Below are 14,583 nucleotides of genomic sequence, written 5' to 3'. Positions count from 1 at the left end.
CTTGTTAAACGTAAATAGTACGACAAGCCATTTTATTCAACGCTGCGTGTTGCGGCTAAGGAATGATTTTCCTATGTCACTTGATTCACCAGAACCAACCCATACTTCTTTTTCTAAACGTCGGACTACTGCTGGCATCGTTATTATCGGAGCGGGCATGGCAGGCAGTCGTTTTGCCATTGAGCTTGCTCGCACGCAATCAAATGATGACACCGCCCGTTTGCCAATTACGTTAATCAGTAAAGAACCGCAAGTTGGCTATAACCGTATCATGCTGTCACCAGTACTTTCAGGAGAGTCGGTTTTTGAAGAGACATATTTATACGAGCTAGCAGAATATGAGCAATTGGGTATCACGGTATTGGCTGGCACGTCGGTAGATGCCATCGATACCAAGCAACAGTGTATTGAATTGAGTGATGGACAAGTCCTAGATTATACCGAGCTGGTGCTGGCTACTGGCTCGCAAGCTCGCGTCATCCCTTTTGCCAATCATGATGCTAAGGGTGTTCATGTATTTCGAGATATTGCTGATGTGCAGGTATTGACGGAGTACGCGCGCCAAGCAAAAAAGGGTCTCGTCATTGGTGGCGGGGTGTTGGGTCTAGAGGCCGCCTGCGCTTTGGCGTCTCAAGGGGCAGATATGACAGTGGTTCATGTCGATAGTCATGTTCTCAACCGACAGCTTGATATGCCCGCCGCTCATCTGCTACAAGCAGAACTCTTCAGTCGAAGTGTCAAGCTGGAGGTATTAGCCAACACAGAATGTATTACGGTCAATGATCAACACGAGGTTAATGGTCTGTTGTTAAAGGATGGTCGCACACTGCCAGCAGACTTTATTGTCATGGCAGTTGGCGTCATCCCCAATATGACACTGGCGCAGCAAAGTGGTCTTGATGTTAACCGAGGTATCCTTGTAGATAACTTTATGCATACTAGCTGCCCGCATGTCTATGCGATCGGTGAGTGTGTCGAGCTGGACGGGGAGCTATTCGGGATGGTGGCTCCTGTCAATCAACAGGTCGATACTTTGGTGTCTGTCTTAAAAGCGCCACGTATCTCAAGTCGTAAGACAGCCAATAGTGACTCGCGACCACACGAATCTGAAAATAACTGGTGTCCCTTTATCAGTAAGCCTTTATCTTTAAAATTAAAAGTATCTGGCATCGCGGCTTTTTCAGCAGGTCAGATTGCTTTCGATGAGAGTGAAATGATGCAGATAGAGCGCGTGGTCTATCAGCAAACGAGCTTCAATCATTATCTTTGTCTCTATATTAAAGAAAGCAAACTTATTGGCACGGTACTGTACGGTGATGTGAGTGAAAGCGGGTTTTATAGTCAGCTGATCACTGATGGCAGTGACATATCCTCGATAAAAGAAGACCTTATCTTTGGCGAAGCCTATTGCGATGTAGAGAAAATAGAAGCAGCTGAGCCCGAATCTGCCGTGCCAAGTGACGCACACCTAATAGGAGAGGCATCATGAGCAGCACCATCTTAAATGACGATCAAGCCCTCAGTGTCGTACCGTCCTCTCGCATTACAACTTACACTGAGGATTTGATCAGTCCTATTCGTACCACTTGTCCTTACTGCGGCGTAGGCTGCGGCGTACTAGCAAACATCGATGAGGCAGGTGTAGTCAGCGTGACAGGCGATCCTGATCATCCAGCAAACTTCGGTAAACTCTGCTCAAAAGGCAGTGCATTGGCACAAACATTGGGCACTGAGCGCAGGTTGACTCAGCCTTATTATCAAGACAAACAGCGATCAATTGCAAAAGGACAACCAACAGATAAGCAGCCTGTCGAGTGGGAGGCAGTATTGGATGATATTGCGAGTCGTTTGAATAACACTATCGCGACACACGGGCGTGACAGCGTAATGTTTTATGTGTCAGGGCAGCTGCTTACAGAGGATTACTACGTTGCCAATAAGTTTATTAAAGGCTTCATTGGTAATAATAATATCGATTCCAATTCGCGTCTTTGTATGTCCTCAGCAGTTGCAGGGCATAAGCGTGCTTTTGGTGCAGACTTAGTGCCTAGTAATTATGAAGATTTAGAGTCTTGTGATTTATTGGTATTGGTGGGCTCCAATATGGCGTGGTGTCATCCTATCTTATTCGGACGGTTTTTAGCCGACAAAAAGCGTGATCCTAATAAAAAACTAATCGTGATTGATCCGCGTCGTACTGATTCTTGTGAATTTGCCGATTTACATGTGCCCATCACTGTCGGCACGGATACCCACTTATATAACGGACTGCTACATTATCTTGAGCAAGAAGGCTGTTGTGATAAGGACTATCTTAAGCAGTGTCAGGGTGTCATGCCCGCCTTAGAGGCCGCAAAAACATGGACGATTGATAAAGTGGCGACGGCATGCGGTATCAGTGAGGAACTGGTACGGGAGTTTTATGAGCTGGTCGCTGCAAACGATAAAACAATCACAGCATTTAGTATGGGCGTCAACCAGTCTGCGAGTGGTACCGACAAGGTCAATGCCATCATCAATACTCACTTGTATACTGGGCGAGTGGGCCGAGTAGGTGCAAGTCCATTTTCACTCACCGGTCAGCCGAATGCAATGGGAGGGCGTGAAGTGGGCGCGTTATCGAACCTACTTGCCGCGCATCTAGACCTAGATAACGAGCAGCATCGTCACTTGGTGGCTGATTTTTGGCAAGCGCCGCAACCGCTTGCCGCAGAGACTGGGGTAAAAGCTTGCGATGCCGCTGATGCCATACTAGATGGTCGTATCAAAGCCATTTGGATTATGGCAACCAACCCTGTCGTTAGCTTACCTGAGGCTGATAAGTTTCGCCGCGCACTGTCGGCCTGTGATTTGGTGATTGTATCTGACTGCTCCGTCGATAGCGATACGGTTAAGTGTGCAGATATTGTTTTGCCGGCACAAGGTTGGGGGGAGAAATCAGGCACAGTGACCAACTCGGAGCGTCGCATCTCGCGCCAACGGGCGTTAATGCCTGCACTCGGACAAGCAAAGCCTGACTGGTGGATACTGTCGCAAGTCGCTAAACGTATGGGTTTATTAGGTTTTGATTACCACCATCCTAGTGAGATATTTAATGAGCATATCGCTCTAACTGCTTATAGAAATGATGCTAGCCAAGCTTTGTCAGATAGCAATCAACCGCGCTATCTTAATTTGGCAAAAGATCTTTCGCTAGAGCCAGTAGGGTCGCTAGAACTGATAAAGCCAGACCATCTTGAGCAGCAAAATAAAGACGTAGTTTCTTTCAGCCGTGACGCATACGATGTCATGACCCCGTTTCAGTGGGGCGGCGCACGTATTACACCCAGCAAAACAAAGTTTATTGCCATTACGCCTCCCAGTCACGGCAGCTTACCCAATAGGCATCCGCAACGATTGAGATCGAAAAGCGCGGATAGTCAAAAAAACAATGACAGTCATACGTTGCATCAGCATCACTCAGGGGCGGTAGATCTACGGCTTATTACAGGTAGGCTTCGCGATCAATGGCACACGATGACGCGCACAGGACTTGCACCGCAGCTCAACCAACACGCATCTGTACCAACGCTCACCGTGCACCCCCATGATGCCAAGCAGCTCGGTGTTGACCAAGGCGATTATGTACAGCTACGTCCTTGCTATGATAAAAGCGACGAGAAAAGCGATAAGCAAAACTTATCAATACAGAGCCAGCCGCAGTACATGGTTTCTAGTAATACCACTACAGACAGTCAGGTGCTCGCACAAGTTGCCATCAGCGATAGTATGATCGCAGGAGATGCTTTTATGCCGATGCATTGGAGTAGAGCTTTCGCTCGTTTTGCGCGCGTAGGTACGCTGATTCCAACAGTCGTTGATCCACATTCAGGACAGCCTGAATTAAAAAATTCCGCAATCAGCGTGATGCCTGTACCGATGAAAACTTATGGTAAGATTTTGGTGCATCCTGATTTACAAGACACCATTATAGTGCATCTGCGTGAGACCATATTGAACTCTGAAACAGAATCCGAGGATAAAAATACGCCGATATCTTCCTGTGATACCAATGCAGATTTTGAAATAGCAGACGCATTGCCTGCGTTGCCCGCACTGACATGGAGTTTAAGTCGTCAAACTAATAGCGTTTTGATTACCTTGGCCAGTCCCATAGACAGCGTCGTCAGTAAATTGCTTGATGCTGATTACTGGCAGCACTTCATCCATACCTATCAAACATCTCTAGCCAATGAGTCCATCAATAGTGCGTTTACTTGCAGCAAGCAAGCAAAGCAGCTTCGCTTCGTCTCGACGCAGGTAGATGCAGATAGTAAAGCGATAGATCATGCATCGATTAGCACGTCAAAGTCTGACATACCACGCGATCAGCTTCTACTAAGCGTTTGTTTTGCGCCACAAGTGGCGCAGCTGCCCAGTATTCATTGGCTCAATAGTTGCTTTGCCAGTACTGATGCGATACCAGAAAATCAACGTCATAAGTGGTTGCTAGCAGGTCGTCCAGCGACAGGTTATGTTGATCCAGGTCCATTGGTGTGTTCATGTATGGCAGTTGGAGAGAATATTATTATCGAGACGATTACTAAGCAGCAATGTATGAGTGCCCACGCGGTTGGCAAAGCGTGCCGCGCAGGGACTAACTGCGGTTCATGCGTGAGTCAAATCAATACCTTAATCGAAAAGTATGCGTCTTAAAAACTTTCTAAGATCAGGCTTGCTTACTAATATGGCATAGGGTTTGCACTGTATCTTGTAGGCTCTTCTTTTCTCAGGTATGCCATTGTTAGGTGCAGGTTTGCGCGTTATTAACAGTGTTATTAGGAGTTATTACCATGACTGATTCATCTCCCTTTATTACCACATTGATTGCAAATCATTTGTCTAATACTAATTGTCATACCGCAGGGCGCGACAAGCCATTAGGTATAGACAAAAATATGAAAGTAGGCACGGTACATTTGGTTGGTGCAGGTTCTGGTGATCCTGAACTACTCACGTTAAAAGCACTGCGAGTGATGCAAAAAGCAGATGTCGTGCTCTATGACAGCTTGGTTTCAGAGGATATTTTAGATATGTGTGCGCTGACAGCAGAGAAGATATTCGTTGGTAAGCGCCGTGCCAATCATGCGCTACCACAAGAAGGTATCAATGAGCTGCTAGTCAAACATGCGCTAGCAGGTAAAACGGTCGTTAGGCTCAAAGGGGGCGACCCCTTTATTTTTGGACGAGGTGGTGAAGAACTGCAAGAAGTGGTGCGTCATGGTATTCATTTTGAATCTATTCCTGGTATCACTGCTGCTAGTGCGGCTGCAAGCAGAGCAGGTATTCCATTGACACACCGTGATCATGCACAAGCCGTGAAGTTTGTAACAGCATGCAAAAAATCAGGTGCACCTAATAATGACTATGATGAACTTTTGGACAGTACGCAAACCGTTGTCTTTTATATGGGGTTGAATCGACTAGATGAGATGACCCAAGGGTTAATTGCCGCAGGGCGCGACAGTAACACACCTTTTGCTGTAATTAGTCATGCCAGTTTACCAACTCAGCAGCTGCTCATCGGTACGCTTGGTAATATCGCCGAGCAGCAAGCTGAGGCAAAACTGCCAACACCTGCACTACTGATTATGGGTGATGTGGTTAATTTATATCATGAGTTTGCAAGCTACAACCTTGGTGCGTTAGGCAAAAGTACCTTTATTGACGTTCAAAACGTTGTTAGCAGTCATGATTTAGTCAGTAATTTGGAGGTTGTCACGTAGGATAGAAGCATACTAGTGCCAAGCGATAATAGTGCTTAGCACTTTTATAGTATGTCAGCGCAAATTATTAGACAGGGTAATGACTACTACAAAATACTAAAACGCATGTAAAAAGTAGACGATGTAATAAAAAGAGTATGATGCAAAGTTTTATTGTTTTGAGTGCAACATGAGCTAATTCAGCAGTCTGTTTTAAGTAGTTCCATTATATTAGTCTATTTTGAGTGGTCCATTAATAGGTTCAAAGGGATAAATAGCTGGTTCCCTTAGGGTATAACCCAAAGGAACTAGTAAAAAAGAATCTCTCTATCCAAAGTTATTTGTCATAACGCCCGTTTTTTACATGGTTACTCTGTATGACCGTCAGATACCCAGATACCATCCTGACCAACAAAATAACTATGAGTTTCCTCTACTTCTAGTTGGTAGACATGTGTCATAAATGGATTGGGACAAGGATCATCAAAACGTGCCATACTTTCATGAATGCTAGAGTCTAACAACCCCTCGGCGTTTCCATATTTTTCTAGATTAATTAATCCATTCTCATAGATCTTTTTGTTTTTACTAGAACCCAGTTTATTCTTTTCTATTATGTTGCCATTATAGTAACTTGGTGAATTATAGAATTCTTTAAAGCTTTCAATATCACGATTCGCATAAGGATTTGTATCTTGGAACAGACGATTGTTCAATTTTTTATATAAGTCAATATCAATTTTAAACGGTACCTGCTTATTAACATGTGAAAATGAATCAGCAGTTGGTAAATTTAATTGGTATTTATCATGGTTATAATATTTCTCTTCTCCTAAGCTTACTAAGCAGTAACTATCTTTATCGAAACTAACAAACTCTATGTTTCGATATTCTTCCCAATAGCTGTCTAAAAAATCATTCACATCAAAGTCGCTACTCCAATCAATGTTAGCAAGAATAAAGTTTATAGGCGGCATGCTGTAAGTATACGCACAGTCCTGAGGAAAGTTTGGTAGCGTACGAACAGGCAAAAAAGAAAATTTTGATAACTGTATTTTGTCTTTACTGACAGAGACTATTTCAGGAGGATTGATACCTTCCTCATAAGATTTAAAGTACTCGTCGATACATTTCTTGAATAACTCTCTAGAAAATAAATTTTTAGCAGGTTGCCAACCCATTCTAATGAGATTGTTGGTTGAAACTCTAATCTTTTGAATGTCCGTGCAAAAAATATAGCTATCATTGTGTCTCTCATCTTCATCTAAGTTAATATCTTCATCAAGCGAATCGTTGTGGTATTCAACTTTATATATTCTTTTAGGTTCAGAAGACGTAACTGTTTTAGTTACCTTCCTTGAAACCAGCTCACCATCATCATTAATTTTTGACAATACAAGATCTCCAACTTTAATATCTTGTATTGGCATTAAACCTTTATCTGTATGTACTAATGTACCTGCGACAAAACTCATTCTATTTTCCTTATTAGTAAACTAAATCAGCCCATAGTATCAACTATCTTGTGAAGCTTATAGCTGAAGTTCTCGCTAGGGAGCCGTATCCTTACGCCCATAACCACTGAGCCTGTTTTTAGATTATTATAAATATGTTGAGACACCTCAACCCCTTAATAGCTCGATGCCTGTATAGGGTATCGAACACATACTGATAACTTATTGAGTAAATACACCAATTTGAAAATGGGTTTAGAGACTGAATTATGTTTAAAGAAGAGTTGATAAAATTCTTATTGTCTACCGAGAATTTCCACGAGCTTGACGAGTGGTATATGTCTGATTTTGATGATAAGCATGTCCGGGATATTAATTATGAGCAGGGCTATCCTATGCTGATCGACTGTTGCGAGGTCTGGATACAATATCCGGAGTATACTTGTGAGTTAATAGATATTATGGGTAGTATAAGAAATATGATATCAACTAATACCTTCCCAGATATTTTTATTGAGAACAAACAAAATATCTTAGCTATCTATTTTGATACTGAAAATAGAGTTCGAACTATAATTGGTAGAGTTCATGAAGGTGATAATATTGATGAGAAGTTAATTAAAAGTTCTATAGAGTCAGGAATCAAGGATGAGAAACTTATATTTGCTGAGCTTTTCTACCTTTCTAATATTAACTGGTTTGTTTGAACGGTTGATATTAGCATCTAGCCTATGTAAGTTTGATGCTTGCAAATATACTCCCAAAAACCCTTCTTATAACAGAGTTTATGACAAATAAGGATTAGCAGTATGTTGAATATAAACGATTTTATTAAGGTATCAAAAGATATTCAAGAGAATATCAGATCGTGTGATGTGGGAACTGTAGTACATATCTTTGATGTGACTCCTCCCGTATATGAAATTGAACCTTCTGATGATTAGGGTCGTACAATTGAAACTGTACCTTTGAAAGAAGAAGATGTAAGTCTTCATTGGGTTGCCAGCACTAAAAAATATTCTAATTAATTGTTTCGATCATTAAGTACACTCAGATGTACATTGATTCAACCTAAAATCTCATATACAGTGAAATCACTTAGCTACAGTCAAACATTCAAGTCCTCACTAGGGAACCTTATCCTCTTCACTCTATAAAATCCATAAAACGCCAAAACCAGTAATAAAAGAATGCTATAAATATAATAAAACCCGTATTCATATACGTATTCATACCCTTTATAGCGTCCAAAGTCCTTTGATAAGTGATTACCTCCTTAACTCCAGCTTCGACATTAAGACTTACTATCTGTCTAATTCCATTATGGAACCCTAGAAAATCTTTCTGTATATACCACCCTATCACGGCTTTTTTACCTTCAATCGGTTCTAAATATTCTTTGCCAAAACAAGAGGAGTCAGTATCAAAAGCTGAATAGCTGCACCCGTATATTTCTTTATGGTTAAGGTCATTGAGATATAATAACATAAAAATGTGATTTCCCTCACCAGCATTCAAACTACCTACAATACCTTCACTATAATTAAGCTCAGACTCTAAAGGGAAATCTCTACCTTGCTAACTCAGTATTGCCCAAGCTATTAGCCATATCCAAGTTAATAGCAGAATGACAATTTGAACTTTTCTAGTTAATGTTAATACTTTAAATTGCTTAAGTCGTCTTGTTAAGTGTCTCACTCAGTATCAAGCCCTTTTACCAAATCTGCCATTAAATCCTTATCCATCTGTCTGGTCAAAAATCCCAATAGATAGTTTCTCATCTGTAATCAGCATCATATGCACAAAAAACCGTAGTAGGGGCGAGTATTGCCATTTGTTCGTCCGTTCTCTATGGTCTTGACTAGCAATACCGATATGGAGAGTATTTTTCGAATCATTAGAGTGCTGCTTAATATCTTGATAGTCAGTAGATGACATAGTTTTCATCAATAAAGCTTCGTTGCTACCAACTAGCCAACGCTTCAAAGGTAGCAGTTTCCCAGCAATATCAATGAAACGCTGCAACTCCTTCTCATTTTCTTTTATAAATGGTAGGTATGCTCTGCTAACAGACAGTTTTTCACGACATATCTCAATAAACCAAGTCCAATCAGTCCCTGACTTTTCTCGTAGACGGTAGGCATTACTTAACAAGAGTGATAGTAATCTTAAATCACTTTGGTATTGAATGTTCAGTGGACTCAGTACAGGGGTGTTTGGATCTGATAGCTTAACAAAGCGAGGTTTGCCGCGTTTGGTAGTGATGTCGGTAATCTCGCTGGCACGTTTTATTAAAATATTTGCATCGTGAATAGAAATATTTGCCAACTGGGCCGCTTTACTTAAAGGCATCTTTTTATCATAGGTCTGTAGTAGCAGTTGTACTCGGTTTAGACCATAACGACCAAAAAGCTCATTATTGGCTGGCGTATTGGTACTCAAGAGAAGTTGATCATCACGGTTTTCGACCGTAAACTTCGGTGACTTGCGTTTGCCTTCTATGATATTTTTAAATAACAGCGTACGTATACTAGGCATATTGATCATACCGTTATCATCAATGTCAGCATTATCCTCAATCCTTCTAGGAGGGAATTTGGTAATGTTACACAGTGTTTGTTTGGGTAGTCCGATGTCAGCAACACTCAACGCATAAGTAGCCATCAGAGTAGCGAAGTGATTGTAATACTCAAAGCTCCGCTCAGGCGATAAGTGCCCCATAATACCTGATAGAGCGTACCAGCGATCTTGTCCCTTGGTATGCTCGCCGAGTATGCCTTGTTTGATGCGAAGTACGTCGCTTTCGTCATAATCGGTGAGTGCTTCTACGAAATCTAAATGACCTACTAGCGCTAAAGATAGGTTACTCACTGCCGTATGCCTAAACCCATGAAAGGTATGCTCTGCTACATTATCATCTACCGATATGTCTTTTAAAACTCGTTTGAGTAACTGCAACGGAACATGGTCATCAATAGGGCGCTGATCTGATGATAAGGTAAAGATAAATTTGTTTGAACTGTCGCCAATATTACTCTGCACAAAGTTAATAAAAAAATCCAATTCATTAGGTTTGAGGAGGGCAAATAAGGGAACGCGGCGAATACTACTTTGAGTCTTGGTGGGACGGTAGCTATTGGGCCTGATTACCACTGAGGGTGTGGCTGCCTTTAGACCTTCGATGTCATTATACTTAAGTCCCAACAGCTCTTTTTTGCGCATCCCAGTACGGTAGACTAAGATAAATAAAAGCGCGAACATCTCCTGCTCCAATATATCTACAGAACTCAGTATCTGCGTAATAATGGCTTGATACGCTTGCGGTGATATCAGCTCCGCACGTACACGCCGACCATTTTTGGACTGTTGGAAGTTCACGGAGGGTAGGTTGTATTTGCTCTTGGCAAAGTTGTGCATACTCTTCAATAAATTAGCAGAGTATCCAATGTTAGTATTGTTACGTACGACAGCTTTGTACTCTAAAATATCTTCATAAAGTTCCTCAAACTCTTCCTCTGACCAAATATCAAGCGGCTGCGCTGTTGTGAAATACAACCACTCATAGCCTATGGTTCTAATATATTTCAAAATAGACTCATTACTAAGCGATTTTGACTCTTTTCGATTGAGTAAACTTAGCACCCAATCTAATAAAATTTTTTCACTTAAGTCATCGTATTGTTCATAGCGTTTTTGTACTCTTTCGATAAGAGTAATCGGCTTTTTGCTGGTTTTTTTCTTCTTCTGTTTTTTATCCATTTTGAAGTCTTTAGTCAGATTCATAATTAAATCAGACTTTCTAACCTCTATTTTCTTGGTAGAAGTGCTAGGTATCTCGTTTTGATTGACAGAGTTTTTGCTGATAGATAGCGTCAAAATATGTTCTAGATCATACGGCACCTCTTTATACTGATATTTTTGGTTTAAAAACCGACCAAAGTCTTGCGTACTTAATCCTGCAGTATTATGCATACCTCGCAGCACCCCAACTGAAGCATGATCAATATCAGCGTCCTCCAGCTCCTCCCAGTAGTAACTGGCGTAGTATAAAAATCTTGAAAAGGGAAGTGGCTTGATACCCAAAGGCTTGATCACGTCAGATAAAGCCACGGTCAAATACTGTTTTATCTTATCTTCTGACAGCTTGGCAATGATATATGTGGTCTCTGCTGGACTGCTGCTTTTATGGTAACGCAGCAGCCAACACTGACTGACCACATCTACAACGATTTGCTTGGTGTTATAAAGCTGGTCACTTTCTTCTTCTCGCTCGTTACCAAAGCGCTTTTGTACAAAGCGCGGCGAGACAATTATCCTTTCTTTGATGAATGGCTGATACTCTTTGGTGAGTAATGAGATAAGCCACCCTTGAAGCATTTGTACCTCGTTGATGCCACCATATACAATTCCTGAGAATATCAGCCAGCCTATAATCTGATCTTGGCTATAATCGGCTGTTTGCTCCCAGTTATGCTTTACTGCGTTAATAATTTTGACCAGCGCCTTACCGTCTTTTAACCAAGCTGTATTTGTAATTAGTGGATTAATTTTAGTAGGTTGTGGCGCAATTATCTTGGGATAGTGATGCTCAGCAAGCATATAGTGCTTATTTTGATAGTCAACGAACTTAACGACGACTTGCCAGACATGTTTGAGTGTTCTAGATGACTCGTAAGCTTTTGCAATTTTGTTTTCAATGATTGACTGAAACTCACCAAATCCTTCTTGAGACAATGGTTCCAATTGTCTATAAAGTTCTCTCTGAAACTGGCTTAAAGATTGACTCCAAGATAGCCATGATAAATCAAAATAGTCGCTAGAGCTTGGCGAAAATAAAAAGATGCGTTCATTGGGCCAAAGTGTTTGTTGGTAATATTTATTGAAAGACTTTATGAATCCGATACTTCCAGGATGAATCCTTTTCAACGACTCCCATTCGGTTTGTAAGTCTGCGAGTAGCTGTATCTCACGTGTCCTTGCCGTATCACTGTCTTTGAGTATAGATGGGTAAGGCACGTAGCGCTTTTTTCTACCATCAAACCTTGCTAAGTCATTAATAATTTTTGGCAGCTGTATTTCATTTATTAGCATGGTCAACCTCTACAGTGCTTGTGCCAACATGATTTGAATTAGGGTAATGGTTGATTGTGATATCTGATAACCCAAGCTGTGCTGCGATCTTTTCAAACACGGACGCCACACGCTTAATATCTGCTTTACTACTTGATGAGAAACGTCCCAATACTTCTTGACGAGCTTTTTCATGACCAATAACCGTGTTAATCAGCGATAATGAAACGCCGAGATTTTCAAGCTGCGTACGAACAAAGTGGCGTGTCCAATAGGGATTGGCGTCAATGATGTGCTTGGTCATATGATAAGCATCACCACGCTTAATGTCTTTGAGAGTAGGGGCATTAGCAGTAGGAGCTCGCTCAGACAACAACTTTAATAGTGCTTCATCATTACCTAAACGAATATCGTCAATGATAGCGCTGATATCATGATGACCTTGATGCTTTGCCTGATAGTTGATCAAATACGCTCTATAATCTGTTAGATGGCGTATAAGTGTGGGGCATAGCGGAATGAGACGATCACTTTTGACCTTCTTAACTGGCTTGTCATTGATGAGCAGCCAACCCATATCAAGATCCATGTCGTACATCTTGCCAAGACCGTTATTTGGTCGCACGCCGGTTAAAAGGCAAAAGACAAACCATACAAAGATACTGGTTCTATTAAAGTGCTCCTCATAGTTTGAACTTTGATTAGTCCAGTACTTCATCTCATTTACGATGTCGCAAACTGTTTCAATCTTTAGCGCAAATGCTGAGCCCACCGTATATTTATGCCAAGGGGTGATATAAGTTAAGTCAAAATCACTGTTGCTATTAAATATGTCCAGTGCTGATTTATAGTGTGTCATAAGTGCTTCGCTGGTGTGGCTACTATAGTACATTGCAGGAGCATGGGACGCAGGCGTGCGACAGATGATATCGGCGATGTGAGCATGGCAATTAGGTGTATAACGAGAGAGCACGACATGTAGTGCGGTCTCTATACGATTGACAGACAGGTACGGCAATCCAAGGCTGCTACGCAAGGCGGCAAGATAAGCCGTAAAGTCTTTTTTTAAGGGCAACTCGCAAGCAAGTAAATCATCTATAAGCCATGATGGCAGTGGAACTTTGATGGTATCCAAAGTATTTTCATAATCCTTTTCGAGCAGTGTTTGGCTTGTGGACTTGTCGGTAATACCTAAGCTGTGTTTAACGTAATACTTTTTGCCTTCAAGATTAAAAATTCTAGGATGACCGATATAGCCGGGTATTAGTAAGGACTTAACTGGCAATCCAGTAATCATAGATAACAGTAAAATATCCGCACACGTTTTATCAATCTCTGATTCTGGTAAGGTGCTTGCATCTTGGTTGAGCGCAGCAAATAACGCTTGGTAGCCGGCAAGGGAGAGTAAGCGCGTGTTAGAGTTAAGCGCGAGATTGCGCTGAGACATGTAGTTTTGCTGTAGCGATAAATCTATAGTTTGAAGGGGTATAGAGTTTTTGATTAGTGGGTTTGGATATTCGCCATAGCTGACATAAGGTGCTTCATAATGGTCAATACGCTCTTCAAAGCTGGTGGTTAACCCGTCATGGCTTTCAATATTAGCGTCTAAAAATTCAAGATCTATGGCGATAGCGCTGTGTTCTATATCATCACGTGTGTAACCCCATGCATCATTGCTAGGCGCGGTATTCCAGTTGTGACTCGTTGCAGTAGAGTCTAAGGGTAATTTCGATGTGTTGTCTGCTAAGTTGATAGCTATAATTTTAATATGTTTAGGCGGCTTCTTATACTTGGGTCTAGGCTTGCGTGACGTATGCGCATTTTGATAGGCGGTCGTTATTTTTTCTATTTGGCTCAGTTTATCTTTTGCCACTTTCTTTTCTTCGGCATGAGTAGCTTGCTTATCATTTAACAATTCATATGCACTTTTTTGCTGCTCTAATAGAACAGTGAAAATGGTGCATATGCTTTCCACATTCATGGTCATTTGAGTTAAATCAGGTAGTTCATGCCAAATCCATATTCGTCTAGGAGATCCTGAAAACTGAGCCTGTTTGAATTGCATCAGTATATTTTTGGTTTGCTGTTTTGGCCAGTGCTGCGTCAGCATCACACTAGTGTGCATTGCTATGGCTAGCCAAATTAACCGTTTCTGTAGGTAGTCATGCTGATGTTCATTGATAGAATGTTGCATGAGAATAAGCAATTGCATGATGAGTGGTTTTTTTGCTAATTCTGATCTACTAATAGTCATAGAAAGCCGGGGGACTGGCCTTCTTTGTAATACTTGTAATATTAATCTTAGTAGATTTTGG

At 41.5% G+C, this 14,583-nt stretch carries 7 protein-coding genes; 4 read left to right on the top strand and 3 right to left on the bottom strand.

The window, feature by feature from the left end:
• Window positions 1-73 precede the first annotated feature (73 nt).
• The 3 genes from AC5JPY_RS04080 to cobA all read left to right on the top strand — a co-directional run bounded on the left by AC5JPY_RS04080 (window position 74) and on the right by cobA (window position 5,765).
• Window positions 74-1,489, top strand: coding sequence for an NAD(P)/FAD-dependent oxidoreductase (locus tag AC5JPY_RS04080; RefSeq protein ID WP_493852159.1), 1,416 nt, complete (start codon window positions 74-76; stop codon window positions 1,487-1,489).
• The gene (locus tag AC5JPY_RS04075) at window positions 1,486-4,695 is read left to right on the top strand and encodes a molybdopterin-dependent oxidoreductase (protein WP_493852158.1); all 3,210 of its coding nucleotides are present in this window, start codon (window positions 1,486-1,488) and stop codon (window positions 4,693-4,695) included. Before AC5JPY_RS04080 ends, AC5JPY_RS04075 begins: the two co-directional genes overlap by 4 nt.
• A gap of 137 nt (window positions 4,696-4,832) precedes the next feature.
• Window positions 4,833-5,765, top strand: a complete 933-nt coding sequence (gene cobA / locus AC5JPY_RS04070) for a uroporphyrinogen-III C-methyltransferase (RefSeq protein WP_493852157.1) — start codon at window positions 4,833-4,835, stop codon at window positions 5,763-5,765.
• Between the two features lie 347 nt (window positions 5,766-6,112).
• On the opposite strand, the gene AC5JPY_RS04065 is transcribed toward cobA, so the two are convergent.
• Window positions 6,113-7,219 (bottom strand): Hint domain-containing protein, encoded by a 1,107-nt coding sequence (locus AC5JPY_RS04065; RefSeq protein ID WP_201578822.1) that lies wholly within the window; start codon window positions 7,217-7,219, stop codon window positions 6,113-6,115.
• A 248-nt stretch (window positions 7,220-7,467) separates the two neighbouring features.
• Here AC5JPY_RS04065 and AC5JPY_RS04060 point away from each other — a divergent pair, with 248 nt between their 5' ends.
• Window positions 7,468-7,905, top strand: coding sequence for a hypothetical protein (locus AC5JPY_RS04060; RefSeq protein ID WP_201549437.1), 438 nt, complete (start codon window positions 7,468-7,470; stop codon window positions 7,903-7,905).
• Window positions 7,906-8,935: 1,030 nt separating this feature from the next.
• On the opposite strand, the gene AC5JPY_RS04055 is transcribed toward AC5JPY_RS04060, so the two are convergent.
• Entirely contained in the window at window positions 8,936-11,932 is a 2,997-nt protein-coding gene (locus AC5JPY_RS04055; protein WP_493852156.1) for a tyrosine-type recombinase/integrase, read from the bottom strand.
• A gap of 343 nt (window positions 11,933-12,275) precedes the next feature.
• Window positions 12,276-14,462 (bottom strand): site-specific integrase, encoded by a 2,187-nt coding sequence (locus tag AC5JPY_RS04050; RefSeq protein ID WP_493852155.1) that lies wholly within the window; start codon window positions 14,460-14,462, stop codon window positions 12,276-12,278.
• Window positions 14,463-14,583: the final 121 nt, after the last annotated feature.

This window comes from Psychrobacter sp. H27, assembly GCF_059072655.1.
This window is presented reverse-complemented; position numbering and strand designations above follow the sequence as displayed.